Annotated in this window: 25 protein-coding genes; 23 read left to right on the top strand and 2 right to left on the bottom strand. The window is 37.2% G+C overall.

Annotated features, from left to right (window positions below; all coding sequences use genetic code 11):
* Window positions 1-168 precede the first annotated feature (168 nt).
* The 9 genes from tmk (at window position 169) to dinB (ending at window position 7,051) form a co-directional block, all read left to right on the top strand.
* A complete protein-coding gene (tmk, locus tag IGK72_RS11115; protein WP_165548651.1) occupies window positions 169-807 on the top strand; it encodes a dTMP kinase in 639 nt (212 codons plus the stop codon).
* 19 nt (window positions 808-826) lie between these two features.
* Window positions 827-1,156 (top strand): cyclic-di-AMP receptor, encoded by a 330-nt coding sequence (locus tag IGK72_RS11110; protein ID WP_002356367.1) that lies wholly within the window; start codon window positions 827-829, stop codon window positions 1,154-1,156.
* Between the two features lies 1 nt (window position 1,157).
* Complete coding sequence (gene holB / locus IGK72_RS11105) at window positions 1,158-2,108, top strand: DNA polymerase III subunit delta' (protein ID WP_002384059.1); 951 nt, start codon at window positions 1,158-1,160, stop codon at window positions 2,106-2,108.
* A gap of 116 nt (window positions 2,109-2,224) precedes the next feature.
* A complete protein-coding gene (locus tag IGK72_RS11100; protein ID WP_002356371.1) occupies window positions 2,225-3,064 on the top strand; it encodes a PSP1 domain-containing protein in 840 nt (279 codons plus the stop codon).
* Entirely contained in the window at window positions 3,057-3,404 is a 348-nt protein-coding gene (locus tag IGK72_RS11095) for a DNA replication initiation control protein YabA (protein WP_002356372.1), read from the top strand. Before IGK72_RS11100 ends, IGK72_RS11095 begins: the two co-directional genes overlap by 8 nt.
* 111 nt (window positions 3,405-3,515) lie before the next feature.
* Window positions 3,516-4,388, top strand: a complete 873-nt coding sequence (rsmI, locus tag IGK72_RS11090; RefSeq protein ID WP_002356373.1) for a 16S rRNA (cytidine(1402)-2'-O)-methyltransferase — start codon at window positions 3,516-3,518, stop codon at window positions 4,386-4,388.
* A 14-nt stretch (window positions 4,389-4,402) separates the two neighbouring features.
* Window positions 4,403-5,065: an ABC transporter ATP-binding protein gene (locus tag IGK72_RS11085; RefSeq protein ID WP_002356375.1), complete on the top strand. Its 663-nt coding sequence runs from the start codon at window positions 4,403-4,405 to the stop codon at window positions 5,063-5,065.
* Window positions 5,049-5,807 carry an ABC transporter permease gene (locus IGK72_RS11080; protein WP_002365066.1) on the top strand — a complete coding sequence of 253 codons (759 nt, stop codon included), beginning with the start codon at window positions 5,049-5,051 and terminating at the stop codon, window positions 5,805-5,807. The genes IGK72_RS11085 and IGK72_RS11080 overlap by 17 nt, the downstream gene beginning before the upstream one ends.
* 128 nt (window positions 5,808-5,935) lie before the next feature.
* The gene (gene dinB / locus IGK72_RS11075) at window positions 5,936-7,051 is read left to right on the top strand and encodes a DNA polymerase IV (RefSeq protein ID WP_023894966.1); all 1,116 of its coding nucleotides are present in this window, start codon (window positions 5,936-5,938) and stop codon (window positions 7,049-7,051) included.
* A gap of 44 nt (window positions 7,052-7,095) precedes the next feature.
* On the opposite strand, the gene nrdG is transcribed toward dinB, so the two are convergent.
* The gene (nrdG, locus tag IGK72_RS11070; RefSeq protein ID WP_002356379.1) at window positions 7,096-7,692 is read right to left on the bottom strand and encodes an anaerobic ribonucleoside-triphosphate reductase activating protein; all 597 of its coding nucleotides are present in this window, start codon (window positions 7,690-7,692) and stop codon (window positions 7,096-7,098) included.
* A gap of 32 nt (window positions 7,693-7,724) precedes the next feature.
* The gene (nrdD, locus tag IGK72_RS11065; RefSeq protein WP_002382497.1) at window positions 7,725-9,908 is read right to left on the bottom strand and encodes an anaerobic ribonucleoside-triphosphate reductase; all 2,184 of its coding nucleotides are present in this window, start codon (window positions 9,906-9,908) and stop codon (window positions 7,725-7,727) included.
* A 405-nt stretch (window positions 9,909-10,313) separates the two neighbouring features.
* Here nrdD and IGK72_RS11060 point away from each other — a divergent pair, with 405 nt between their 5' ends.
* The 14 genes from IGK72_RS11060 to IGK72_RS10995 all read left to right on the top strand — a co-directional run bounded on the left by IGK72_RS11060 (window position 10,314) and on the right by IGK72_RS10995 (window position 25,716).
* On the top strand, window positions 10,314-11,081 hold the full coding sequence (locus tag IGK72_RS11060) for an ABC transporter ATP-binding protein (protein WP_002356382.1): 768 nt from the start codon (window positions 10,314-10,316) through the stop codon (window positions 11,079-11,081).
* Window positions 11,071-13,167: an ABC transporter permease gene (locus tag IGK72_RS11055; RefSeq protein ID WP_165548647.1), complete on the top strand. Its 2,097-nt coding sequence runs from the start codon at window positions 11,071-11,073 to the stop codon at window positions 13,165-13,167. Before IGK72_RS11060 ends, IGK72_RS11055 begins: the two co-directional genes overlap by 11 nt.
* Before the next feature lie 203 nt (window positions 13,168-13,370).
* Window positions 13,371-13,520, top strand: coding sequence for a teichoic acid D-Ala incorporation-associated protein DltX (locus IGK72_RS11050; protein WP_002356384.1), 150 nt, complete (start codon window positions 13,371-13,373; stop codon window positions 13,518-13,520).
* 14 nt (window positions 13,521-13,534) lie between these two features.
* On the top strand, window positions 13,535-15,055 hold the full coding sequence (dltA, locus tag IGK72_RS11045; protein ID WP_002359445.1) for a D-alanine--poly(phosphoribitol) ligase subunit DltA: 1,521 nt from the start codon (window positions 13,535-13,537) through the stop codon (window positions 15,053-15,055).
* A complete protein-coding gene (gene dltB / locus IGK72_RS11040) occupies window positions 15,052-16,257 on the top strand; it encodes a D-alanyl-lipoteichoic acid biosynthesis protein DltB (protein WP_430608797.1) in 1,206 nt (401 codons plus the stop codon). Before dltA ends, dltB begins: the two co-directional genes overlap by 4 nt.
* A 32-nt stretch (window positions 16,258-16,289) precedes the next feature.
* The gene (dltC, locus tag IGK72_RS11035; RefSeq protein ID WP_002356389.1) at window positions 16,290-16,526 is read left to right on the top strand and encodes a D-alanine--poly(phosphoribitol) ligase subunit DltC; all 237 of its coding nucleotides are present in this window, start codon (window positions 16,290-16,292) and stop codon (window positions 16,524-16,526) included.
* Complete coding sequence (gene dltD / locus IGK72_RS11030) at window positions 16,526-17,800, top strand: D-alanyl-lipoteichoic acid biosynthesis protein DltD (protein WP_002359447.1); 1,275 nt, start codon at window positions 16,526-16,528, stop codon at window positions 17,798-17,800. Before dltC ends, dltD begins: the two co-directional genes overlap by 1 nt.
* Window positions 17,801-18,012: 212 nt before the next feature.
* Entirely contained in the window at window positions 18,013-19,095 is a 1,083-nt protein-coding gene (locus IGK72_RS11025) for a M42 family metallopeptidase (protein ID WP_002367214.1), read from the top strand.
* 20 nt (window positions 19,096-19,115) lie between these two features.
* The gene (locus IGK72_RS11020; protein WP_002365061.1) at window positions 19,116-19,907 is read left to right on the top strand and encodes a DUF975 family protein; all 792 of its coding nucleotides are present in this window, start codon (window positions 19,116-19,118) and stop codon (window positions 19,905-19,907) included.
* A gap of 145 nt (window positions 19,908-20,052) precedes the next feature.
* The gene (locus IGK72_RS11015) at window positions 20,053-20,793 is read left to right on the top strand and encodes an MBL fold metallo-hydrolase (RefSeq protein ID WP_002356393.1); all 741 of its coding nucleotides are present in this window, start codon (window positions 20,053-20,055) and stop codon (window positions 20,791-20,793) included.
* Window positions 20,794-20,825: 32 nt separating this feature from the next.
* Window positions 20,826-21,830, top strand: coding sequence for a lipoate--protein ligase (locus IGK72_RS11010; protein WP_002356394.1), 1,005 nt, complete (start codon window positions 20,826-20,828; stop codon window positions 21,828-21,830).
* 613 nt (window positions 21,831-22,443) lie between these two features.
* On the top strand, window positions 22,444-23,133 hold the full coding sequence (locus IGK72_RS11005; protein WP_002381418.1) for an O-methyltransferase: 690 nt from the start codon (window positions 22,444-22,446) through the stop codon (window positions 23,131-23,133).
* Window positions 23,134-23,373: 240 nt separating this feature from the next.
* Entirely contained in the window at window positions 23,374-23,937 is a 564-nt protein-coding gene (gene ahpC / locus IGK72_RS11000; protein ID WP_002367212.1) for an alkyl hydroperoxide reductase subunit C, read from the top strand.
* Window positions 23,938-24,033: 96 nt separating this feature from the next.
* Window positions 24,034-25,716: an FAD-dependent oxidoreductase gene (locus tag IGK72_RS10995; RefSeq protein ID WP_023894970.1), complete on the top strand. Its 1,683-nt coding sequence runs from the start codon at window positions 24,034-24,036 to the stop codon at window positions 25,714-25,716.
* The last annotated feature ends 5 nt before the right edge of the window (window positions 25,717-25,721 follow it).

The following is a 25,721-nucleotide window of genomic DNA, read 5'->3' as shown; positions in this document are numbered from 1 at the left end:
TCGTTTCTGTGAGAAAATGTCGCAGTTCAAGCTTTTCCGTACTTCTTTTTCAGTTTCTTTTTTTCAGCAGATGCATCACTTTAAATAGGACATAAGGATTTCAATTAGACTGATAGAGCAAGATGAAGTATAATAGATACAAGTAAAAATTGATTGGAGTTTTCGCACGTGCAGGGTATTTTTATCACATTTGAAGGTCCAGATGGCGCTGGTAAAACCAGTGTTTTGAAGGAAGTTTCTGAAAGATTAGCTAAAGAGTCAAAACGAAAAATTATCACTACAAGAGAACCAGGCGGCATACCGATTGCCGAAAAGATTCGAACAGTTATTTTAGATCCAAGAAATGACAGAATGGATGAGCGAACAGAAGCTTTACTTTACGCAGCTGCTCGTCGTCAACATTTAGTGGAAAAAATCTTGCCAGCTTTGGAAGCGGGTCATTTAGTCCTATGTGATCGTTTTGTTGACAGCTCATTAGCCTACCAAGGCGCTGGGCGTAGAATTGGGATTGCCCCCATTGCTTCAATTAATGCGTTTGCGACAGAAGGTGTCTCACCAGATTTTACAATTTATTTAGACGTTGACTCAGATACTGGCTTACGGCGGATTCAAGAAAATCGAACACAGCAAATTGATCGCTTAGATTCAGAAGGATTAGAATTTCATCAACGTGTTCGTCATGAATATTTGAAATTAGCAGAAGAAAATCCACAACGTATCAAAAAGATTGATGCACGGATGAGTTTAGAACTTGTCGTAGAAGCAACGTATCAGGCGATTATTGAACGTTATCCAGAAAACTTTTAATTATAGGAAGGTGTAGACCATGAAGATTATTTTAGCCATTGTACAAGACAAAGATAGTAACCGATTAGCCAACGAATTTATTGATGCCAATATTCGTGCTACAAAATTATCCTCAACAGGTGGGTTCTTAAAAGCGGGAAACAGCACATTTATTATTGGGATTGATGATGAACGTGTCGACGAAACATTAGCTTTAATTAAAGAAACATGTCAATCAAGAAAACAATATGTTTCAACACCTGTGACTTTAGATATCACAATGGATGGCCAAATTCCTTATCCTGTGGAAGTTGAAGTAGGCGGCGCTACTTGCTTCGTCTTACCAGTTGAAGGATTCCATCAATATTAAGATGAATGAAGCACAACAGCTACAGCAAATGCAACCTTTGCTGTACAAGCAACTCCAAAAAAGTTTTGAGCATGGTCGTCTTGCCCATGCTTATCTTTTTGAAGGAGATACAGGAACTGGAAAACAAGAATTTGGCTTATGGATGGCGAAACATGTCTTTTGTACGAATTTAGTAAATCAACAGCCTTGTAACGAATGCCATAATTGTGTGCGGATTAATGAAAATGAACATCCAGATGTTTTAAGAATTGCGCCAGATGGGCAAACCATCAAAGTGAACCAAATCCGTGAATTAAAAGCGGAGTTTTCTAAAAGTGGGGTCGAGACTGCTAAAAAAGTTTTCTTAATTCAAGAAGCAGATAAAATGAGTACCGGCGCAGCTAATAGTCTCTTAAAATTTTTAGAAGAACCAGAAGGACAAATTTTAGCTATTTTAGAAACCACTTCGCTTTCTCGAATTTTACCAACGATTCAATCACGATGCCAAACCTTACATTTTCAACCATTAGTCAAAAAAACATTAATTGATCGCTTAATCAAACAGGGGATTGGTGAAAAGACTGCAACCCTTTTAGCTGAGCTGACAAATAGTTTTGAGAAAGCAGTTGAAATCTCTCAAGATGAATGGTTTAATGAAGCTAGGGAAATCATTTTGCAATGGTTTAATTATCTAAAAAGTAATGATTTACAGGCATTTATCTACGTTCAGAAGAAAATGGTCAAAGTATTTAAGGAAAAAGAACAACAAGCGCTTAGCTTTGACTTGCTCATGGTTTATTACCGTCAATTATTGGAAGAAAGTGTTGCGACACAGCAAGCCAAAAAAGTAACGGAAGAGCAGGCGGAACGGTTGGCGCTAATTTTGAAAGCACGCCAAAAATGGACTGCCAATGTTAGTTGGCAAAATGTTTGTGAACAATTAGTTATCCAAATGATTCACCCTAAATCATAAAGGAAAAAAGTGCCAAGTGGCATTCAGTTTCATAATATAGTAGGAACTTAGTTGTTTCAGCAAGTTCCTTAACCGATTGAAGCGACGTTCACTTGAACTAGATTAGGAGGAATAAAATGGTAGAAGTAGTAGGAGTTCGCTTCCGTGAAGCCGGTCATATCTATTATTTTGCTCCTGGAAAATCTGAGTATATTTATAATGAGAAAGTACTCGTTGAATCTCAACAGTCAAAACAATTAGCTACTGTTGCTATTCCTAAAAAAACAGTCGATTCAGACGATTTACCAGAGGACCTAAAACCCATTTTAAATAAAGCAACAGCCAATGATTTAGAAAAAGAACAAAAAAATTTGGCTGATGCAGAAGCTGCCAAAAGCATTGCCAATGAAAAAATTCGAGCTCATGACTTAAAAATGAAATTAGTGCGAGTAGAATATACCTTCGATCGTAGCAAAATGATTTTTTACTTTACGGCAGATGGGCGAATTGATTTTCGTGAATTAGTCAAAGACTTAGCGGCTATTTTCCGGACGCGAATTGAGTTACGTCAAATTGGTGTCCGAGATGAAGCGAAAATATTAGGTGGCATTGGCCCTTGTGGCAGACAACTATGTTGCTCAACATTTCTAGGAGATTTTATGCCAGTTTCAATCAAAATGGCTAAAGATCAAGGGTTATCTTTAAATCCTGTCAAAATTTCGGGATTATGTGGCCGCTTAATGTGTTGTTTGAAATACGAAAACGACGAATATGAAGCCGCTAAAAAAGAATTACCAGATTATGGAAAAGAAGTAATAACACCAGATGGCAAAGGCAAAGTCGTCGGGTTGAATCTATTAAGTCGGATTGTCAAAGTTCGTCTGCATGGTCGTGAAATCGCAGCGGATTATGATTACGAAGAAATCAAAGAAGCTACTGCGAAAGTTGCTGCTGAAAAAGGTGATCAAAATGGATAAACGTTCGCTCTATGATGGATTAAATTCGTTGGAAACTGATTTAGACAGTTCAGTGACACAATTAAGAGAAATTAAAGCAGCACTCCATGAGTTGGTAGAAAAAAATACCACGTTGGAAATCGAAAACCAACGCTTACGGGAGCATCTCCAAGAACTGAATAAGTTAGCAGGAAATACAACTGAAACTGAAAAACAAGAGCTATCAAAATCACGTATGAATTTGGAAAAACTTTATGAAGAGGGCTTCCATGTCTGCAATATTTTATATGGTTCAAGACGTGAAAATGATGAAGAATGTGCCTTTTGTCTTGATGTTATTTATGGGGAACGTACGCGTTAAGTCTAGTGGACACTGCAAATAAAAAGGAAAGGTTTGGTTTGACAGTCAATCGATTGTCAAATCAAACCTTTATCTATTTATAGAACGAAAAAGGGAAATGAGGGATGCGCTATGCAAAAACAGAAAAGTTTTGATAAGCAAACAACAAAAGGAAAATTGTATCTTGTCCCAACACCGATCGGCAATTTAGAAGATATGAGTATTCGTTGTTTAAACATATTGAAAGAAGCAACGGTGATTGCTAGTGAGGACACAAGAAACACACAAAAATTGCTAAATCATTTTGAGATTACAACACCACAAATTAGTTTACACGAACATAATTACAAAGAGCGAATTCCTCAACTGATTACACGATTGCTGAGTGGTGAAACGATTGCCCAAGTTAGCGATGCAGGTATGCCTTCAATTAGTGATCCTGGTCATGAATTGGTTACAGCATGTCTTGAAGAAGAACTGGCAGTGATTGCCTTGCCAGGACCTACGGCAGGAATGACCGCCTTGATTGCCTCGGGTCTTTTACCACAGCCATTTACGTTTTATGGTTTTTTACCAAGAAAGAAAAAAGAACAGAAAGACGTGTTATCAGCATTAAAAGAAGAACGGCCGACACAGATTTTTTATGAGTCCCCCTATCGGATTGCTAAAACGGTCGCAACGTTTGCTGAAGTCTATGGTCAAGAACGCCCCGCTGTGATTTGTCGAGAATTAACGAAACTTCATGAAGAGTATTTGCGTGGTACCTTAGGAGAACTAACAGAATATTTAGCAGAAAATACGCTAAAAGGCGAGTGTTGTTTATTAGTTAGCGGATTTACTGGTGAGAAAGAGACAATAGCAGCAATGCCAGCTATTTCCCTCAAAGAACATGTACAAGTTTTAATGGAGGAAGAGGGACGGAGTTCCAAAGAGGCGATCAAAGAAGTGGCCAAATTGAGAAATGTAAAAAAACAAGAAGTATATAAAGAATATCATTCCATTTAAAAAAGGAGAGAAACATGAGTAATTTATTGCGAGCAGAAGGCGTGTCTTATCAAGTAAATGGTCGTAGCATTCTTTCTGATATTGATTTGTCATTTGAAACAGGCAGCAATACAACAATTGTTGGTCCTTCAGGTAGCGGGAAAAGTACATTTTTAAAAATTTTATCTTCATTATTAAGTCCTACAGAAGGCGAAATTTTTTATCAAGAAGCGCCAATTACTACAATGCCAATCGAAACATACCGCCAAAAGGTTTCTTATTGTTTTCAGCAGCCAACTTTATTTGGTGAAACCGTGTATGATAATTTGTTATTTCCATTTACCGTCAGACAAGAAGCGTTTAATCAGGAAAAAGTCGTGGCATTACTCCAACAAGTGAAATTGCCCGCTGCTTATCTTGAAAAGAAAATAGCCGAACTCTCTGGTGGTGAGCGACAACGGGTTGCTTTGCTACGAAACATTATTTTTGTACCAGATGTTTTATTATTAGACGAAGTTACAACGGGATTAGATGAAGAAAGCAAACAGATTGTCAATCAATTGTTAAACCAATTAAACAAAGAGCAAGGAGTCACGCTGGTTCGTGTCACGCATGATACCGAAGAAATTCAGCAAGCACAGCAAGTGATTCGTATTGTAGCAGGAAAGGTGGCGCCGACAGATGGATTTAGCAGTTAATAATTTATCCTTATTTTTTTCAGCCATGCTAGTGGTGGTCGCATTAATTATTAGTACTAAAGAAAAATTAGGTTTTACCAAAGATATTATTATTAGTGTGATTCGAGCAGTCATTCAATTAGTCGCAGTCGGCTATTTATTAAAATATGTTTTTCAAGTCAATAACCTGATTTTAACGCTCATCATGGTTTTGGTGATTGTTTCCAACGCAGCCTTTAATGCAAAAAAACGCAGCCAGCAATTACAAAAGGGCTTTTTGATTTCTTTCATTGCAATTGGTTGTAGTACAGGAATTACCATTGGTATTTTGATTTTTTCTGGTTCTATCAAATTTGTTCCTTCTCAAATCATTCCTATCAGTGGGATGATTGCCAGCAATTCGATGGTGGCAATTGGTTTATGCTATCGCAATTTAGATACTCTTTTTCAAAACCAACGGCAAGCGGTAATGGAGAAACTAGCATTAGGTGCAACTATCAAACTCGCCTCTTTACCAATTATCCAACAAAGTGTGAAAACCGGGATGGCGCCGACGATTGATTCTGCCAAAACTGTCGGAATTGTTAGTTTGCCTGGGATGATGTCAGGCTTGATTTTTGCGGGCGTTGATCCTGTCCATGCGATAAAATATCAGATTATGGTGACTTTTATGTTGCTATCAGCAACAAGTATTGGTTCAGTGATTGCAACTTATCTTGCCTATAAAGGCTACTATAATCAACAAAAACAATTGGTTGTTTAATTAAAAAGCTGGAAATCTGTGTTTATAACTTCACGGATTTTTAGCTTTTTCTGGTTGAAATAAAGAAGTTTCAATTTGAAAAAGAACGGACGTTCGTATATAATGGAGGGAGGAGGCGAATCAAAATGATGAGCGAATTACGTTTTCCCTTAAAAAAAGATACGTCGAGAAAAATTATACATATAGATATGGATGCGTTTTTTGCTTCAGTTGAAGAACGAGATCATCCAGAGCTAGTAGGACATCCGTTAGTTATTGCGCGCCATCCAAGTGATACTGGGGGCAAAGGAGTGGTGACCACAGCGAATTATATTGCTCGACAGTACGGTATTCACTCGGCTATGAGTGCTCAAAAGGCGTATGAACTATGTCCAAGTGCCATTTTTAAGCCAGGTAATTATCAGAAATATAGTGAAATTTCTCAAGAAATCCGTGAAATTTTTCGCCGCTATACAGATGTGATTGAACCAGTATCTATTGACGAAGCGTATTTAGATGTAACTGAAAATAAGGTCAACAGTAAGTCGGCTATTAAAATTGCGAAAATGATCCAATATGATATTTGGCATGAATTGCAGTTAACTTGCTCGGCAGGTGTTAGTTACAATAAGTTTTTAGCCAAGTTAGCATCAGATTTTCAGAAACCAAAGGGCCTGACGGTTGTCTTACCAGAAGAGGCCGAAGATTTTTTGAAAGCATTACCGATTGAAGATTTCCACGGAATCGGGAAAAAAACAGTGCCTAAAATGCATGAACTAGGGATTTTTACTGGAGCAGATTTATACAAGCAAGATGAGATGACGTTGATTCGGTTATTCGGTAAAATGGGTTATTCATTGTATCGTAAAGTCCGTGGTATCCATGATGCGCCAGTTCAAGTGACTAGAGATCGTAAGTCGGTAGGCAAGGAACATACTTACGGCACCCCTTTAACGACGGAAGAGCAGGTTACGGCTCAATTGAGACAATTAGCAGCAGGTGTTGAGCGTGCATTGCAACGAGTGCAAAAACATGGCAAAACAGTAGTCCTGAAAGTTCGTTATACTGACTATACGACGATTACGAAACGTGTGACATTACCTGAATATATTTCTAAAAAAGAAGAACTTTTCTATCAAGCGAATTTAATTTGGGAAGATATTTTAGGTTTAGAACAAGGAATCCGTTTATTAGGCATTACTTTAACGAATTTAGATCCACTAGCGTATGAAAACATTGTTTTACCTTTATGGGAAAAAAGTTAGCCCTTTAGACACATCCTCAAGAGATGGCTAAAGGGCTAACTTTTTTAAATTGATTTTTTGATTTGTTCATAAGACGTTTCGGCGTCATGACATTTTTCCCAAATAACAGCTTTGCCAGCAGCAAGTGATTTGGGTACATCAATAATCCGTTGATTACTACTGCCACGAAATTGTAAATTTAAATTACGTTTTGCCAGTTCAAAGCGCCCATCAACTAAAATGTCAATTGAATGGAGTAGTTCAAGCTTATCAGGCGTTTCTAAAAGTAGTTCTTCAAAGGTATACCCAGACCAAGACCAGATATCTTTGGCTGAGCCAAATGTTTCCCGCACACGTTTGACCACACTAAGACAAACATCTGTATTCAGAAAAGGTTCACCACCCAAAAGAGTCAAACCTTGGACATAGTCATGGGACAAATCTTCAATAATTTGATTCATTAAAGATTCTGTAAACGGCGTACCGTAATTGAAATTTTGGACAGCTTTGTTAAAACAACCTTCACAAGCAAAGAGACAGCCACTCACATATAAACTATTGCGTACACCTTCGCCATCAACAAAGTTGAACGCTTTGTAATCGGCAATCTTTTTTTGGCTGTAGTCTTCGGTTTTCCATTCTTGTGGTTTCGGATTACGCATCAGCAAAACTTCTTTCTATAGAATAATCGAGTTTAATTTTTTAAATGTTTCACACGAGAGGAAATTTCTTTGTGACGACCATGTACCATTGGACGAGCTTGCGGGTTACCTAAATAACCACAAGTCCGTTTAACGACATCACAAGTCTTAGGATCATGATTGCCACATTCTGGACATTCAAAGCCACGTTCAGTTGGATGGAAGTCCCCTTCAAAACCACAGGCATAACAATGATCAATTGGCGTATTGGTTCCTAAATAGCCAACTTTGTCATAAGCGTAATCCCAGACAGCTTCAAGTGCTTTGGGATTTTGCTGTAACATGGGGTATTCACAGTAGTGGATAAAACCACCAGAACAGTATTTTGGATAATCCTTTTCAAAATCAAGTTTTTCAAAAGGCGTTGGATTTTTGCGTACATCATAATGGAAACTATTTGTGTAATATTCTTTATCTGTAATATTTTCGACGATGCCAAATTTTTCAGTATCTAAACGGCAAAAACGGTCAGTCAAGCTTTCGCTCGGTGTAGAGTAGACACTAAAATGATAGCCGTATTCGTTGCCCCAGTTGTCGGCATTTTTTTTCAGTTCTTTTAAAATATCCAGTGTAAAGTTTTTGGCCTCTTGATTGTCCTCCCAAGCACCGCCGTAAAAGGCAGAAGCCACTTCATACAAGCCAATATAGCCAAGTGAAACCGTGGCACGTTTGTTTTTAAACAGTTCATCTACGGCATCCTGTGTAGCTAAACGTTTTCCAAATGCACCATACATGTATAAAATCGGTGCATTCGCTGGTTTAGCTTCTTTAACACGTTCAACCCGATAAACCAAAGCATCTTTAACGATCGCTAAACGTTCATTTAAAATTTGCCAGAACTTTTCTTGGCTTCCTTGCGCTTCTAAAGCGATTCTTGGTAAGTTCAAGGTCACAACGCCTAAATTCATTCGGCCAACATTTACTTCTTCACCTTGTTCGTCTTTCCAGCCTTGTAAAAAGGAACGACAGCCCATTGGTACCTTAAAACTACCTGTTAGTTCAACGATTTTATCATAGTTTAAAACATCAGGATACATGCGTTTCGTTGCGCATTCCAGTGCCAGCTGTTTAATATCGTAGTTTGGATCAGTAGGTTGCGCATTGACGCCTCGTTTAATTGTGAAAATCAGTTTTGGGAAAATAGCTGTTCGTTTTTCAATCCCTAAGCCATTAATTCGGATTTGTAAAATCGCCCGTTGAATTTCTCGCTCAAACCAGTTGGTACCTAAACCAAATCCCAGAGAAGTAAAAGGGGTTTGTCCATTGGAAGTAAATAAAGTATTAATTTCATACTCAAGACTTTGCATGGCATCAAAAATATCTTTTTTCGTTTTCTTCTGAGCGAATGCTTTTTGGCGTTCTTCTCCTTCAATCCATTCTTGCGCATCTGCTAAATGTTTTTCATAATTACGTTCCGCAAAAGGCGCTAATAATTCATCAATCCGATCGGCAGAGCAACCACCATATTGACTGGAAGCTACATTGGCAATAATTTGAGAAATTTGTGCAGTGGCCGTTTGAATTGATTTTGGTGATTCGACATCAGCGTTCCCAATTTTAAAGCCATTGTTTAGCATACCTTTAAAATCAATTAAACAGCAGTTTGTCATGGGAGTATATGGATGATAATCTAAATCGTGGTAATGAATGTCGCCTTTTTGATGGGCATTAGCCACGTGTGAAGGCAACATCTTTAAACCAATTGATTTTCCAACAATCCCAGCGGTTAGATCACGTTGCGTATTAAAAACGTCACTGTCTTTGTTGGCATTTTCGTTCACGACAGTCTGATCTTTATTAATTAATTTGCCGATAGATACATTAATATCAGTCGCTTTACTACGCTCAAAATCACGTTGGGTTCTGTAATGAATGTATTCTTCGGCTAAGGCATATTCGTTGTTGGATAGCAGAGTATGTTCCACAATATTTTGAATTTCATAAATTTTTACGTTATTGGTAAAACGTTCGGCAATTTCTCGATTGACATCGGCAACAATCGATTGGACTTTTTGATGTGTCAAAGGAGTGACTTGGTCATGTATTTTTTGTTCAGCTTTGATCAAAGCATCGTATATTTTTTGATCATCGAAAGTCACTAAACGACCATCCCGTTTGACGACTTTAATTGTTGAGAGATTAACATCCTCGGCTTTTTCATCAGTAATCTTCATCATTTTATCCAGCTCCTTATATCTCGTTAGTAACTATCCTAATACAAAGGTCGGCTAAATTCAATCGATATATTGAGTATTTTTAGTAAAATATCACTAGACAAACACTATATATTGTGCTTGCGCTGTTTTGAAAAAATATGAAAACAAATGAAGAAAAGGATTGAGCAAATTTTTTTGTGTGAAAAAAATTCTTTGTCCAAATTAAAAAACAGCAAAGAGTTTTTTGCCAAATTGCTAAAAGCAACACTAAAAAATAACAATTATTAAATAATAATTATTTGCGAATTTATTCACGAAATGCCAATTATTCTTTGACTACCGAACGATATTGTAAGATAAAACGATGTTCATTCAGATTTTTTCTTGGTAAAATAAGAGTAATAACAAAACGTTGGAGCGAGAAAAATGAAAAAAATTGTAGAAGTAAACCATGTCAGCAAGACATATGGTCGTTTAAATAATAAAACAGAAGTATTAGATAATATTTCGTTTACCGTTGATGAAGGCGAATTTGTGGGGATTATGGGTCCCAGCGGTGCTGGGAAATCGACACTGTTGAATGTCTTATCCTCGATTATTTTGCCAACCGCAGGGATCGTGCGCATCGCCGGACAAGATATTTTAAAAATGCGAGATAATCAATTAAGTGATTTTCGAAGAAACGAAATGGGGTTTATTTTTCAATCATTTAACCTAATTGATACGTTAAATGTGAAGGACAATATTCTGTTGCCTTTAGCTGTAGAAAAAGTTTCATTAGAAGAAATGGATAAACGTTTGTTACATGTGACTTCGATTTTGGGGATTCAGGAGCTTTTATCTGCTTATCCACCAGAGATATCTGTGGGACAAAAACAACGGGTAGCAGCTGCTCGTGCTTTGATTACGAACCCTAAAATTATTTTTGCAGATGAACCAACTGGCTCGCTGGATTCAAAATCAGCAACAGAATTGTTGAAATATTTAGCTGAAATTAATCTACATGATGATGCCACAATTTTGATGGTGACACATGACCCGTACACGGCCAGTTTTTGTAATCGCATCTTGTTCATTAAAGACGGTGCGATTTTCTCAGAAGTTGTTCGTCAAGGATCACGTAAGGAATTTTTTAATCGTGTGATAGATATGCAAGCAACGATTGGTGGAGGCGGGCGCGCAAATGATTTTTAAACTATCATTAAAAAATTTAAAAGCTCATGTACCTAACTATCTGGTTTATTACATTAGTATGACTTTTGCAGCGGTCGTTTATTATTGTTTCCGTGCGATCGCTTACAACCAGCCTCTTGTCGCAGGTGCAGGCCATGATATCGAAATTAAGCGATCTTTAGGACTCGGTAGTACCTTAGTCACCATTATTATTTTGGGCTTTATGTTGGCAGCAAATCGTTTTTTTATAGGCAAACGTAGCCAAGAAATTGGCTTGTATCGATTAATTGGCTTGAGAAAGAGCCAAGTTTCACTAATTTTTTTAGTAGAAAATTTAGTTTTAGGCTTTGTTTCACTAATTAATGGGATTATTTTAGGAGTGATTTTCACCAAGTTGTTTTCAATGATTTTAGCCAAAGTTATGTTTTTAGAAGTGCCCAGTTTCTTCTATATTTCTTGGCGTTCCGTTATTGAAACCGGTGTAGCTTTTGCATTTATGATTTTGATTGTCTGCTTAAGAAGTATTTGGATGATTTATCGTTATCCATTGTCGCAGCTTATGCACCAAGAAAAAATTGGTCAAATTAATTATAGTCGTTTAACGAAACGGCGGCAGCTTCTAGGTATTTTAGGACCTATTTGTTTACTGGCTGGTTATTTTATTGCGTTTGATTTTCGGAATTTAGCGACAGGTATTGTGTATAAACAATTAAATGATTCATTGGATATCTCGATTCCGATGATTATTACATTGACGCCTTTTATCATTTTGGGTCTATGTGTGGTGGGAACGTATTTATTTTTCCGTTATACCATGTATTTTATCATTCGCTTATTTAATCATAGAAAAAAATGGTATTACCAAGATTTACGCATGATTACTTTAGGCAATGCCAAACGCTACTTATTTAAAAGTAGCAAAACACTCACTGGTTTGACCTTATTAATTGCGACAGCCTTGAGTGGAATCGGCGTGATGGTTTTTGTGTATACGATTAGTATGCACACGGTCAACAGTGATGGCCCCGTGGACTTTTTAGTTTCACAGGAAAGCTATACTAAATTGAAGAAAGTTCTCGATGAAGCGAAGGACACCAAAATAAAAAATGAAGTGACACTTTCTTATAAAATTACTGGAATTGAACGAAGTTTGCGAATTGGTCAAGCGCAAGAGGAACAAGAAACGATTGAAGCAGTTAATGTTTTATCCTTCTCAAATTACCGCAACTATCAAAAAATTAATCCTTATTTAAACGATTTACATTTAAAAAATGACCAAAGTGTTATCTATATGGATAGCTTTACCAATATTTTAAGTGGTATGTCTCGTTATGAATCGAAACTGCAATTTGTTGAAGGAGAGAAGGCACAACTGCAACAAGTGCTGCCTAACTATCTAGGCAATTTTTTATTGCAATATTCCTTACCAACGATTGTCGTTTCCGATGCCCTTTATCAGAAAGTGACAAAAAATTCCATTCAGTATCAGATTAACGCCGTAAATGTTGACACGAAAAGCCGTGAAAAACTTTATGAAGCCGTAAATAAACAGATTGCCACAGAATGGCAAGCGCCAATTTTGTATAAGTATGAAAAAAATAACCAGCAGTTGAGTGGTTTTGCCAAACAAATGCCTAACGAAGAGGTAAAGAATACGCAAGATGATGTCACAGAAACTTGGCGGCTAAATATGAATGATCGCTACGCCTCTTTACGCTATGAACGAAAAATTAACGGCTTGACTTTATATGTCTCCATGTTTGTGGCAATTTTAGCGTTGTTTATTACGGGCAGTATTTTGATGTTACGACAACTCTTTTCAGCTGTAAGTGAGCGTCAAGATTACGTGACTTTAAAACGGATGGGTGTTTCTAGTAAAGCGATAACTAAGCAAATTTATCGACAGAATAGTTTGATTTTCTTTCCGCCGATGGTCATTGGGATTTTGCATACTACCTTTGCCATTTATTTGCTAAGCCAATTTATTAAGAGTCCAGGATATTTGTTAGTATATCTTTCTTGTGGAATCTTAATAATTGTTTATCTAATTTTTTATATTTTAACATCTGCCATTTATGCGCGGATGATTCGACACATCCATTTTTAAAAAACTGTAAAAGCCGTTGTGAAGCGGTTTTTACAGTTTCTTTATGCGAAAAAATTATGAGAGTTCCGTTTATGAAAATCATGAAAATTTAAGAAGTGACGAAATTGTTAGTTTTTTTATTAAATTGTAAGAAATTTCAATGGACTTTGCTGAAATATAGCATAAAATAATGGATAGCGATTAACCTTAGGAGGTGAATGATAATGAAAACAACTTTTCAGAAAATTCTCAATAACGAAAGTCTTAAATTCATCGGTAAAACGTTATTTTATTCTTTCATTGTCATTGCATTAATTTATCTTTATCATTACAAGAATATCAATGGAGGAACCTTCATTTATAACGAGTTTTAAGGAGGCGGCTATACATGGAAAAAGTAATTAATATGATTCAAACGATTGATGAATGGGCACGTAAAGAACCCCAACGTCCTGTTTATTTAACCGAAGAAAAAGTCTCTACGTATGGAGAGTTAAAAGAAAAGTCAGACAATCTAGCCGCTTATTTAGCTGAGCTGAAAACGGACAAGTCAGCGATTGTCGTATACGGAGAATTAGATTTTGAAATGATTGTGAGTTTTCTAGGCGCATCGAAAGCTGGTTTTAGCTATATCCCCATTGATGCACATACACCAAAAGAACGCATTGAACTAATTCTAAACGTAGCCAAACCAACCGCAGTGATTGCTGTGCATGAATGGCCTGAGTTAGCCACCGAAGTGCCAGTAATTACGGCGGAAGAATTAACAGAAATGATGATGCATGCACCTCGGCATGCGCCTGCGTTAATACCTGTCACAGGAGCAAGTAATTACTATATCATTTTCACTTCAGGGACAACTGGCGTACCAAAGGGTGTGCAAATCAGCCATGATAATTTAGTTAGCTTTACGAATTGGTTGTTGCAAGATTTTGGTTTAGAAGAAGGGGCCCGCTTTTTAGCACAGGCACCTTATTCGTTTGATTTATCGGTGATGTCTATTTATCCCGCATTGGCGTTAGGTGGCTCATTAACTCCGTTACCCAATGAAATCATTAACGATTTTAAACAATTATTTACGCGTTTGCCACAATTAACAATCGACGTCTGGGTTTCAACACCGTCCTTTATTGAATTGTGTCTAATGGAACCAAGCTTCGATGGTGAACATCTACCAGCACTGCGCACGTTTTTATTCTGCGGAGAAGAATTACCAAAACCAACGGCTGAGAAATTAGCCGCTCGTTTCCCAACTGCGCATATTTATAATACGTATGGGCCGACAGAAGCGACTGTAGCGATTAGTGCCATTGAAATCACTCAAGAAGTTTTAAAAAGTGTCCAACGTTTACCAATTGGGTATGTGAAAGAGGATACGCAAATTTATATTATGGAAGGCATGTCAAAATTACCTGCAGGTGAAATTGGTGAAATCGTCATTGCTGGACCAAGTGTTTCCAAAGGCTATCTAAATAATCCTGCGAAAACAGCTGAAGCTTTTTTCCAATTAGATGGCGTACCAGCTTATCGCACAGGCGATGCTGGAAAGTTAGTCGATAACCTATTGCAGTATGAGGGACGCTTAGATTTTCAAATTAAATTGCATGGCTACCGCATTGAGTTAGAAGAAGTGGATCATCACTTAACGAATGTTTCCTACGTGAAACAAGCAGTCGTTGTGCCGAAATATCAAGGAAATAAAGTCCAACAATTAATTGCCTATGTCGTTCCGCAAGCACATGAATTTTCAAGTGATTTTCAATTAACTAAGGCAATTAAACAAGAATTAGCCACGTTGACAATGGACTATATGATTCCGCAAAAATTTGTATATGTTGAACAATTACCTTTGACAAGTAATGGCAAAATTGATCGGAAAGGGTTGATGAATGAGGTGAATGCCACATGATGAATTTTCCTCATATGATTCCCTATAATGCGCCGTATTACTTTGTTCTGCTAATTGCGGCCTTGTTGCCGATGATTTTAACTTTAGCCATTAAAGGGACACGTTGGTCTTGGTACCAAACACTCGTGACACTGGTCTTTCTATATATCAGTTTTGGTGGCGAATTTTGGCAACAAGGAGTCGCTCTGATTGTATATGTTATTTATCAGACGTTACTAACGTGGGGCTATGCGGCTTATCGAAAAAATAAAAATGCAGGTTGGGTCTTTTATCTGGCTGTCTTTTTAGCTATATTACCGCTTGTTTGGGTGAAAGTTTCTCCATTCATGACAGGCAAAACAACCTTACTTGGCTTTTTAGGGATTTCTTATTTAACCTTTAAAGCGGTCCAAGTGGTCATGGATTTACGGGATGGCGTAATGAAAGAATATCATCCGTTTCGTTACATTCAGTTTCTCTTGTTTTTCCCGACTATTTCTTCAGGACCCATCGATCGTTATCGGCGCTTTGAAAAAGATTTGAAAAAACCGCCGAGTGCGGAGAAATATTTAGACTTTTTAGAAAAAGGAATTTTTTATTTATTTCTAGGATTTTTATATAAGTTTATTATCAGTCATTATCTTGGTGGTGTCTTTTTACCACATGTGGAAAAAATGGCCTTGGCACAAGGTGGTTTATCTTGGTGGACAGTCGGCTATATGTATAATTACAGTTTGTATCTATTCTTTGATTTCGCAGGCTATAGTTTACTGGCCGTTGGCACAAGTTATTTAATGGGCTATGATACACCAATGAACTTTAACAAACCGTTCCTAAGTTGGAATATTAAAGAATTCTGGAATCGTTGGCACATGACCTTATCTTTTTGGTTCCGTGATTACATTTACATGCGCTTAATGTTTTTCTTAATGAAAAAGAAAGTCTTTAAAAGTCGGATTGTGACTTCTAATATTGGTTACTTTGCGTTGTTCTTAATCATGGGCATTTGGCATGGATTAACGTGGTTCTACATCGCTTATGGGCTCTACCATGCAACACTAATTTGTGTAACAGATGCTTGGCTACGTTTTAAGAAAAAACATAAAGACAAGATACCATCAAACAAATTTACACATGCATTTGCAGTCTTTTTAACTTTCCAAGCGGTTTGTGTCAGCTTCCTGATTTTCTCAGGATTTTTAGACAAACTATGGTTTAAATAAATAAAAATAAAAATATAAAGGGGCAATTTATAATGAACATTCAAGAAACAGTATTAAACATTTTAGAAGATATTACAGGAACAGACGAAGTTGTGAACAATCAAGACATTCAATTATTTGAAGAAGGATTATTGGACTCTTTAGCGACGGTTCAATTATTAGTAGAAATTGAAGGACAATTAGGAATCCAAGTTCCTGTATCAGACTTTGACCGTGAAGTATGGGGAACACCAAAACAAATCATTCAACAAGTGGAAGCTTTACAATAATGTCTAGAAAAAAACGACTAATCAGAATCTTAGGTCCAGTGCTTTGTTCAGCGGTCTTGGTTGCAGTGTTCTTTTTTGCACCGTTCAGAATCAATTTAACTTCCGAAAAAACGTTGAAGGAAGCATCAACGTCAATGGCACCGAACGTTTTAAAAGGCAATGTGATTAAAAACAAAGCAGTGGCTTCTGGTAAATATGTTCCTTTTTTTGGCTCTTCTGAATTAAGTCGATTTAGTGCTTTCCACCCTAGTGTGCTCTCTGAAAAGTATCAACGGAACTACCGACCGTTTTTACTAGGAGAAGCGGGCACACAGTCATTAACCCAAGCAATGGTCATTCATTCGATGGGCGATGCGATTGCCAATAAGAAAGCGGTCTTTATTTTATCTCCGCAATGGTTTGTCAAAAAGGGTGTACCTAATGATAGTTTTGGTGCACACTATTCACAATTACAAACCTATCAATGGTTAGCTAATTTAACCGAATTAACCAGCGGTGACCAATATCTAGCACAACGTTTGACCAAATTTCCAGTTGTTCAAAAAGACAAAGTCTTAATGGAAACTTTGGCAAATCTGCAGGCAGGGCAACTTCCCCAACGCTCTCAACGAGATTATTTTATAATGAATCTCCGTTTCTTGAATCGTGAAGATGAATTGTTTAGCCAAATTGGCATGGTTAGCAGAGAACCAATTGTTGAAAAAGATATGAAACAATTACCTGCTACTTATAATTTTAATGAATTAGATCAGCTAGCTGGAAAAATTGCGGCAAAAGCCATTAATAATAATAAATTTGAAATTAGTAACGGTTTTTATCGCCAACGGATTAAACCAGTTTTACCGAAATTAGCTCATTCACAAAAGAAATGGGATTATCGTTTTTCTCCAGAATATGGTGATTTCCAAGCTGCGTTAGAACAGTTAGCAGAAAAAAATGTCGATGTTTTATTTGTAATCCCACCTGTTAACAAACGTTGGTCGGACTATACGGGCTTGTCACAAGATATGTTGCAACAAGTAGCACGCAAGCTGAAATATCAACTTCAAGAGCAAGGGTTTACTAACATTGCTGACTTCTCAACATGTAGTAATGAACGTTACTTTATGGCGGACACGATTCATTTAGGTTGGCGTGGTTGGCTCGCTGTTGATCGTCAAGTAGATGAATTTATGAAACAACCTGCGCCTAAAAAGTTAGCGTATCAAATTGATGATCGTTTTTATCAGACAGATTGGCAACAACAAAATCCATTGGTCTTACCTCAATTTTAAGAAGGCAAGATGGATCAAGTACCAATTATCTGAAGCGGACTAGAAGCGCTTCGTAACAATGAAAATAGCCTGTACCTGCCGTTGAATAACGAGCGTGCAGGCTGTTTTTTCGTTTATTTTTAGTGGAGAACGTTGCTCAATTTATTTTTTGTAAGTATTTTTTTAGTTCGTGGTATAATGGATAAAATTGGTTTTTGAGGGGAGTTATTTTTATGGATGCAAAAGAAGAAAAAATGTTAATTGATTTAACAAGTGCTAAAGGGATTGCTGGGAATGAAGACGAAGTACGTTCGTTATTTAAAAAGTATGCAGCACCGTATGCGGATAAATTTTTATATGATGGCCTTGGCAGTATTATTGCAAAAAATGTTGGTGATAAAGAAGGACCAAAAGTCTACATTTCTGGGCATATGGATGAAGTCGGTTTCATGGTTACCCAAATCACAGAAAAAGGCTTTTTAAAATTTCAAACCGTTGGTGGTTGGTGGGGGCAAGTGATGTTGGCCCAACAAGTTCAGATTAAAACCACGACTGGTAAGGTTTACCATGGTGTCATTGGGTCTAAACCACCGCATGTGTTAACAGCGGAAGTTCGTAACAAACCCTATGAGATTGCAGATATGTTTATTGATATTGGTGCAAGTAGCGATCAACAAGTTGCAGAATGGGGGATTCATCCAGGGGATATGGTGACACCATATATTGACTATCGTCGCATGAATGATACAAAATTTTTATTGGCAAAAGCGTGGGATAACCGAATTGGTACGGCCGTTTCATTAAAAGTTTTAGAAAATTTAGCGACAGAAGGGCACCCCAATATTTTATTTGCAGGCAGTGATGTGCAAGAAGAAGTGGGGCTACGCGGTGCGCAAACAAGTACGCATCTTGTGAATCCAGACATAGCGTTTGCTTTAGACACAGGAACAGCTGGTGACACACCAGGAATGACACCTAAAGAAGCCGACTCTGTTTTAGGTGAAGGGCCACAAATTTTGATTTATGATGCATCAATGATTCCGCATAAAAAATTACGTGATTTTGTTATTCAAGTGGCGGAAGAAAATAACATTCCCTTCCAATATACAGTGATTACAGGGGGAGGTACGGATGCTGGCCGCATGCATTTAACGCGCAACGGGATTCCATCATTAGCCATCACGGTGCCTGTTAGATATCTGCATTCACATACCTCAGTTATTCATGAAGATGATTATTTCAACACAGTCAAATTAGTCACAGAAGTGGTGAAACGTCTAGATAAAGAAACAGTCGCTAAATTGACTAGTTATTAGTTTCAGAAAGGATGGAATGAATGAAAAGTTTAGTAACAAATTCGCAACATCGTGCCAATGCTCGCAGAGCTCTTGATGGGCAATGGGGGATCATGGCTTGGTTAACTTTCTTAGGAGTGGTTTTACAGAGCTTCTTAACATCGATTGTGCAAAATTTATTTTCTGGTGAAAATCAAGTTTTTCAAAGTAGTTTTGCCGCAGTATTACTGCAAATTTTTGTTTTATTCGCGTTAAGTTATGCGCTATATTACGCAGCCTTGAAGGTGTTACGTGGTGAAAAGGTGCGGGTCAATATTTTAATGAGTGTTTTTCAAGGAAAATATTATGGTCCGCTATTTGTGGTCAACCTACTTCAAAAAGTACTTGAACGTGTAATTGGTTTGTTATTTTTGTTACCAATTTTATTTGGGGCAGGGACAACCTTGTATTTCAAATTGATGTTTAATACAGTTACACCAGAGGAAATCCAAGCCTTTTTCTTAAATGATTTTTCCTTTTTCCTAGCATTTGGCGTTGCCACTATCTTGATCTTTTTAATTGGTTTATTTGTGAGTGGCGTTTTTCAATTTGCTGTGTGGCTACGTTTTGATAATCCAGAACTGCCAATTATGATGGCATTGAAACAGGCGTTATATTTAATGAAAAATCGTTTTTGGCAATATTTATGTTTACAATTTTCTTTTATTGGTTGGTATATTGTGGGCTTTTTAGCTATTGGTATCGGTCTATTATGGGTGATTCCTTATAACTATGTAGCGTTAGCTAGTTTTTATCAAACTGCCTTAGAAGAAAAAGGTTTAGCCGAAGAATAAAAAAGAAGCTTGAATCCTTCGTTATCTCGACAAAGGGTTCAGGTTTTTTCTTTGGTCTTTTTGTGAAAATTTAAGCGTTTTAACCTCGTTTTTCCGTTATTTTATGGTAACATGGAAGTATCGTATTGAAGGAGGTTGTCCACACATGAAATTGACTGTCTTAGGCTGTTTAGGTGCTTATCCATACAAAGGAGAAGGAACGAGTTCCTATTTGTTAGAATCTGAAGGCTTTCATTTGCTTATTGATGCAGGCAGTACGACATTAGTGCGTTTAGAAAACTATCTAGATCCATTGAAATTAGATGCTGTCATTCTGTCGCATTACCATCATGACCATATCGCAGATTTAGGTGTTTTACAATATTATCGTCAGCTTTATCCAACGCTGGAACCGACTCCTATTTTGCCAATATATGGCCATACACAAGATCAAATGCATTTCAAAGAACTAACGCTTCCTAACGTTTCCGAAGGGAAAGAGTATTTTGAAGCAGAAGAGTTGGCAGTAGGACCATTTTTAATTACTTTCATGGAAACGATTCATCCTGTCACTTGTTACGCGATGCGGATTGTTGAAAAAGCGACTGGCAAAGTCTTTGTCTTTACAGGAGACTCTGGTTACTTAGCAAGTTTTGAAGACTTTGCAAAAGACGCTGATTTATTCTTAGCGGATACGTACTTATTTGAAGGTAATGAACGACATCATGCACACTTTACGTCAAGAGAAGCGGGTGAAATTGCCAAAGCAGCACAAGTCAAACAATTGATGTTGACCCATTTACCACAACATGGGTCATTGGAACAACTACGTGAAGAAGCGCAAAACTATGCTGGAACGGAAATTCCAGTGACATTAGCCCAACCAGATTTAACAGTTGAGATTTAAAAAAGTAACTATACCAAGGGAGAGAACCGATTGTGATTTTTGTACCGAATGAAAATAATGACCCACGAGTGAACTTAGCAATTGAAACATATTTGTTAACAGAAATGCCTTTAGATGAGCCCATTCTTTTATTTTACATTAACGAGCCGTCAATCATTATTGGCCGTAACCAAAATACAATTGAAGAAATTAACAAAGAATATGTAGATGAGCACGGCATTCATGTTGTTCGTCGCTTAAGTGGCGGCGGCGCCGTTTATCATGATCATGGTAATTTGAATTTTAGTTTTATTATGCCAGATGACGGCAACTCTTTCCGTGATTTTGCGAAAGTTACCCAACCAATTATTCAAGCATTGCACGACTTAGGCGTTGAAGGTGCCGAATTAAAAGGGCGCAATGACCTAGTGATTAATGATATGAAGTTTTCAGGAAATGCGATGTACGCTACCAACGGCCGCATGTTTGCACATGGAACCTTAATGTTTGATAGTGATATTGATGAAGTTGTAAATACATTGAAAGTACGGAAAGATAAAATCGAATCTAAAGGTATCAAGTCTGTTCGTTCACGGGTAACAAACATTAAACCATTTTTATCTGAAGATAAACAAGAGATGACAACGGAAGAATTCCGCCAAGAAATTCTTTTGAAAATTTTCGGCGTAGATTCGATCGACCAAGTTAAAACGTATGAATTAACTGATCAAGACTGGGCGGCTATTAACAAAATTTCAGAGCAATACTATCGCAATTGGGATTGGAATTATGGTAAATCACCTGCATTTAACTTAGAACGTCGCCATCGTTTTCCAATTGGCTCAATTGAAATGAAAATGAATGTGGCGGATGGTGCCATTCAAGAAATTAAAATTTTTGGGGACTTCTTTGGGCTTGGTGAAATTAAAGATGTTGAAGATATTTTAACCGGCGTGAAATATGATAAAGCTTCTTTAGAAGAAGCCATTGATCAAATTGACGTTAAAAAATACTTTGGCAATATCGAAAAAGAAGATTTGCTTGGGTTAATTTATTAAAAAAAAAGACAGCCGTTTCAAACGGTTGTCTTTTTTCTAGCTAAAAATAATTTTTAGCTTTTAGAAAGGTAGTGCTATGTGCAAAATCGTCGAAACGATTTTTATCAGGGAGATATCAAATAGCTCGCCTGCATATGTACTTGAACCAAGTCAAGTCCGGGAATTTGGTTATGTGCTTCACTATAAATCACTATCTGTAAAGAGTATACAAGATTTCCTTTCTTTTGTGATATCAAATTTTTACAGACAAAGTAGTAAAATTTGACGTTTCTTATTTTGGCAAGGTTATAGGCTTGTTTTGGGGCTTGAAATAGCAAGAATTAATAGTGATTTAAGGGAAAATATTAACATATGTAGAAGTATTTTTATAAGAAATAACGAGAAAAAATCAATAAGTATGTTCTTGAGGGCTACTTTTTGACGTTTTCTAATTAAAACTTAATAAAAAATAGCAGAAACAAAGAAAAAATGTGCTTACAAGAAGTAATCCGCACTTAGCTAGGAAGTTAAGAATGTGCATGTTATTTTCAAACAAATAATAAGAATCCTATTTCAATCCTTTACAGAGGAACAAGGACTTCGTATAATAAAGGGACGAAAAGGAGCGAAAGTGATGAGAAACGAAATGATGCATCGACCAGTCGTTAAACCAGAATTGGTTGAGTATATGCGTACAAAACAAAAGAAACTTCCCGGAGAATTAGGTGCAGTGGAGGCGGAAGCCAATGAAGCAGGGGTGCCGATTATTCCGCACGAAACAGTAGTTTTTCTACAATTTTTGCTAGGACAACTAAAGCCCAAAAATATTTTAGAAATCGGGGCAGCAATTGGTTTTTCTTCAAGCTTGATGGCCCAATTTGTCGGTGAAGATGGTCACGTGACCACGATTGATCGTTTTGACGTAATGATAAAAAAAGCGAAGAAAACTTACCAACGCCTGGACTTAGAAGAAAAGGTCACTCTTTTAGAAGGACAAGCAGCTGAGATTCTGCCAACGTTGGAAGGACCTTATGACTTTATTTTTATGGATAGTGCCAAATCAAAATACATTGAATTTTTACCTGAATGTTTACGGTTGCTACCAGTTGGCGGCGTTTTGATGGTGGATGATGTATTTCAAGCTGGGACAATTTTAGACCCTGCTGAGGAAGTACCGAAAAAAAATCGAGCGATTCATCGTAAATTAAACCAATTTTTAGATGTAGTCATGGCGCACCCTGATTTAACTTCTACTTTAGTTCCTCTTGGTGATGGAGTTATTTTAATTACCAAAGAGAAAGAAACGATTATTTTAGATAGTTAAAGAATGTCTTCACAAAAAGAAAGCGAATCGTTAAAAAGCAAGTTCTTTTAATGATTCGCTTTCTTTTTTTTGTTATTTAAAAAGTTATCTCGCTATTTCTAATTGAGAATGATAGTCATAAAATTCTCAATAGTACAGTATTATACGTTAATAAAACCTCATTTGTTTATAATTATTCTATTGACGGAATAATTATAAACTGTTATCCTTAAAGAGTAAAAAAACAGAGGAGGAACGACAATGAATTTAATTAATCAAAAACTTTTTGACTTTGAATGTGATGCCTATCACGATGGTGAATTTACACGAGTATCAACAGAAGATATTTTAGGAAAATGGAGTATTTTCTTCTTTTATCCAGCTGATTTTTCTTTCGTGTGTCCTACGGAATTAGGGGATATGCAAGAGCATTATGCGCATTTACAGGAATTAAATTGTGAGGTTTACTCTGTTTCAGAAGATAGTCATTATGTGCATAAAGCATGGGCTGACGCTACAGAAACGATTGGAAAAATTAAATATCCAATGTTAGCCGATCCCAACGGTCAACTTGCTCGTTTCTTTGGCGTTTTAGATGAAGCTTCTGGAATGGCTTACCGTGCTTCATTTATTGTGAGTCCAGAAGGGGACATCAAATCTTATGAAATCAACGACATGGGTATTGGTCGTAATGCTGAAGAACTTGTTCGTAAATTAGAAGCTTCTCAATTTGTAGCAGAACATGGTGATAAAGTTTGTCCAGCCAATTGGCAACCAGGAGAAGAAACAATTGCGCCAAGCTTAGATTTAGTTGGTAAAATTTAAATTCGCTTTGTAAATAGAGGTCAAAGAGTTGGATAAAACAGAGAAAATGTTTTGTTCAGCTCTTTTTCTGAAACACAGAAGAAAGAGGAGAAGCAAGTGACAGAAGAAATCTACGATTTGATTATTATTGGTGGCGGCTCAGCTGCTTTATCTGCAGGTATCTATGCAGGTCGCGCAATGATGGATACCTTAATTATTGAAAAAGAGAAAATTGGTGGACAAGTAACGACGACTTCTGAAATTGTGAACTATCCAGCGATTCGTCACACAACAGGTCCAGAACTAATGGAAGAAATGCGCATTCAAGCACAAGACTTCGGTGTAGCTTTTACAAACGACGAGATTATTGATGTTGATTTTAGTCAAACGATAAAAACTGTTCAATCGGCGAGTCAAACCTACCAAGCATATGCAGTATTGATTGCGACAGGGGCCTCTGCTCGTAAAATTGGTTTCCCTGGTGAAAGTGAATTTACAGGACGCGGCGTGGCCTATTGTTCTACTTGTGATGGGGAGTTTTTCCAAGGCCTAGATATTTTTGTGATTGGCGGCGGTTATGCAGCAGCGGAAGAGGCCGTTTATTTGACACGTTACGGTAAATCAGTAACGATGATTATCCGAGAACCTGATTTTACATGTGCAAAATTAACTGCGGAGGCGGCTAAAAATCACCCGAAAATTAAGATTGTTTATAACACAGAAGTGAAAGAAATTACGGGAGATGATTTTGTCCGAAAAGCTGTGTTTGTCAATAACCAGACGGGAGAAGAAACGGTTTATGAAGCGCCAAAAGACAGTACATTTGGTCTGTTTGTTTTTGCTGGAAATAAACCAAGTACAGAAATTTTTGAAGGAAAAATTGCCTTAGACCGTGGGTATGTGCCAACAACTGAAAATATGGAAACCAATATTCCTGGCGTTTATGCAGCAGGAGATTTACGAATAAAAGAATTACGTCAAATTGTGACGGCGGTTGCAGACGGTGCAATTGCCGCCACTCATGCGCAACGTTACGTGACAGAACAAAAAACACAGGCGGGCCAACCGATTGTAACGAAGCGAATGACTGAACGATTAGCTAATCAATCTGCCCCTGAAACAAACAGTCAGCAACCAAAAGAAAAACAGCCAGCGAAAGTTACTGGTAAGCATCAGTGGTTCCCAGAAAGTATGCGCCAACAATTAAGCGGTATTTTCGCTAAACTAACCAAAAAAGTGACATTGCTTCAGTTTTTGGATGCAAGTGATGAAAAATCATTGGAACTTCAGTCATTCTTAACAGAATTTGCAAGTCTGGAACAGAAGATTACTTTAGAAACGATTTTGAAAGATACTGAACCAGCCAAAGAATTGCTGTATGGGATTGAAAAAATGCCTAGCGTTGTGCTCTTAGATGCGGCAGGAAACTATACAGGAATTAAATTTAGTGGTATTCCTAGTGGCCATGAAGTAAACTCGTTGGTTTTGGCGGTTTATAATGTCGGCAGCGAGGGGCAGCCGTTAGAAGCAAGTCTGCAAAAGAACATACTTGCATTGCCAAAAAGAAAAATAGAAATCTTTGTTTCACTAACATGTCATTTCTGTCCCGATGTCGTGGCGGCTTGCCAACGTATTGCATCAATTAATCCTCATGTGGAAGCAGAAATGGTGGACATTAGTCTATTTCCAGAGTTGAAAAAAGAAAAGAAAATTATGAGCGTTCCAGCAATGCTAATTGATGGAGAACAAATGATTTTTGGTTCAAAAACAATGACCGAAATTATTGAAGCCTTGGCTTAAAAGAG

Source organism: Enterococcus sp. DIV0183, from assembly GCF_050541505.1.
In the GTDB taxonomy this organism is placed as follows: domain Bacteria; phylum Bacillota; class Bacilli; order Lactobacillales; family Enterococcaceae; genus Enterococcus; species Enterococcus faecalis.
This window is presented reverse-complemented; position numbering and strand designations above follow the sequence as displayed.

What these genes read in the sequence shown, in the direction of transcription:
- dltD (WP_002359447.1), top strand. Translation starts at nt 16,526, where the DNA reads ATGTCTAGAAAAAAACGACTAATCAGAATCTTAGGTCCAGTGCTTTGT.
- IGK72_RS11060 (WP_002356382.1), top strand. Translation starts at nt 10,314, where the DNA reads ATGAAAAAAATTGTAGAAGTAAACCATGTCAGCAAGACATATGGTCGT.
- IGK72_RS11085 (WP_002356375.1), top strand. Translation starts at nt 4,403, where the DNA reads ATGAGTAATTTATTGCGAGCAGAAGGCGTGTCTTATCAAGTAAATGGT.
- dltC (WP_002356389.1), top strand. Translation starts at nt 16,290, where the DNA reads ATGAACATTCAAGAAACAGTATTAAACATTTTAGAAGATATTACAGGA.
- ahpC (WP_002367212.1), top strand. Translation starts at nt 23,374, where the DNA reads ATGAATTTAATTAATCAAAAACTTTTTGACTTTGAATGTGATGCCTAT.
- IGK72_RS11005 (WP_002381418.1), top strand. Translation starts at nt 22,444, where the DNA reads ATGAGAAACGAAATGATGCATCGACCAGTCGTTAAACCAGAATTGGTT.
- holB (WP_002384059.1), top strand. Translation starts at nt 1,158, where the DNA reads ATGAATGAAGCACAACAGCTACAGCAAATGCAACCTTTGCTGTACAAG.
- IGK72_RS11020 (WP_002365061.1), top strand. Translation starts at nt 19,116, where the DNA reads ATGAAAAGTTTAGTAACAAATTCGCAACATCGTGCCAATGCTCGCAGA.
- IGK72_RS11110 (WP_002356367.1), top strand. Translation starts at nt 827, where the DNA reads ATGAAGATTATTTTAGCCATTGTACAAGACAAAGATAGTAACCGATTA.
- nrdG (WP_002356379.1), bottom strand. Translation starts at nt 7,692, where the DNA reads ATGCGTAATCCGAAACCACAAGAATGGAAAACCGAAGACTACAGCCAA.
- IGK72_RS11015 (WP_002356393.1), top strand. Translation starts at nt 20,053, where the DNA reads ATGAAATTGACTGTCTTAGGCTGTTTAGGTGCTTATCCATACAAAGGA.
- nrdD (WP_002382497.1), bottom strand. Translation starts at nt 9,908, where the DNA reads ATGATGAAGATTACTGATGAAAAAGCCGAGGATGTTAATCTCTCAACA.
- IGK72_RS11025 (WP_002367214.1), top strand. Translation starts at nt 18,013, where the DNA reads ATGGATGCAAAAGAAGAAAAAATGTTAATTGATTTAACAAGTGCTAAA.
- dltA (WP_002359445.1), top strand. Translation starts at nt 13,535, where the DNA reads ATGGAAAAAGTAATTAATATGATTCAAACGATTGATGAATGGGCACGT.
- dltB (WP_430608797.1), top strand. Translation starts at nt 15,052, where the DNA reads ATGATGAATTTTCCTCATATGATTCCCTATAATGCGCCGTATTACTTT.
- IGK72_RS11095 (WP_002356372.1), top strand. Translation starts at nt 3,057, where the DNA reads ATGGATAAACGTTCGCTCTATGATGGATTAAATTCGTTGGAAACTGAT.
- dinB (WP_023894966.1), top strand. Translation starts at nt 5,936, where the DNA reads ATGAGCGAATTACGTTTTCCCTTAAAAAAAGATACGTCGAGAAAAATT.
- rsmI (WP_002356373.1), top strand. Translation starts at nt 3,516, where the DNA reads ATGCAAAAACAGAAAAGTTTTGATAAGCAAACAACAAAAGGAAAATTG.
- IGK72_RS11055 (WP_165548647.1), top strand. Translation starts at nt 11,071, where the DNA reads ATGATTTTTAAACTATCATTAAAAAATTTAAAAGCTCATGTACCTAAC.
- IGK72_RS11100 (WP_002356371.1), top strand. Translation starts at nt 2,225, where the DNA reads ATGGTAGAAGTAGTAGGAGTTCGCTTCCGTGAAGCCGGTCATATCTAT.
- IGK72_RS11050 (WP_002356384.1), top strand. Translation starts at nt 13,371, where the DNA reads ATGAAAACAACTTTTCAGAAAATTCTCAATAACGAAAGTCTTAAATTC.
- IGK72_RS11080 (WP_002365066.1), top strand. Translation starts at nt 5,049, where the DNA reads ATGGATTTAGCAGTTAATAATTTATCCTTATTTTTTTCAGCCATGCTA.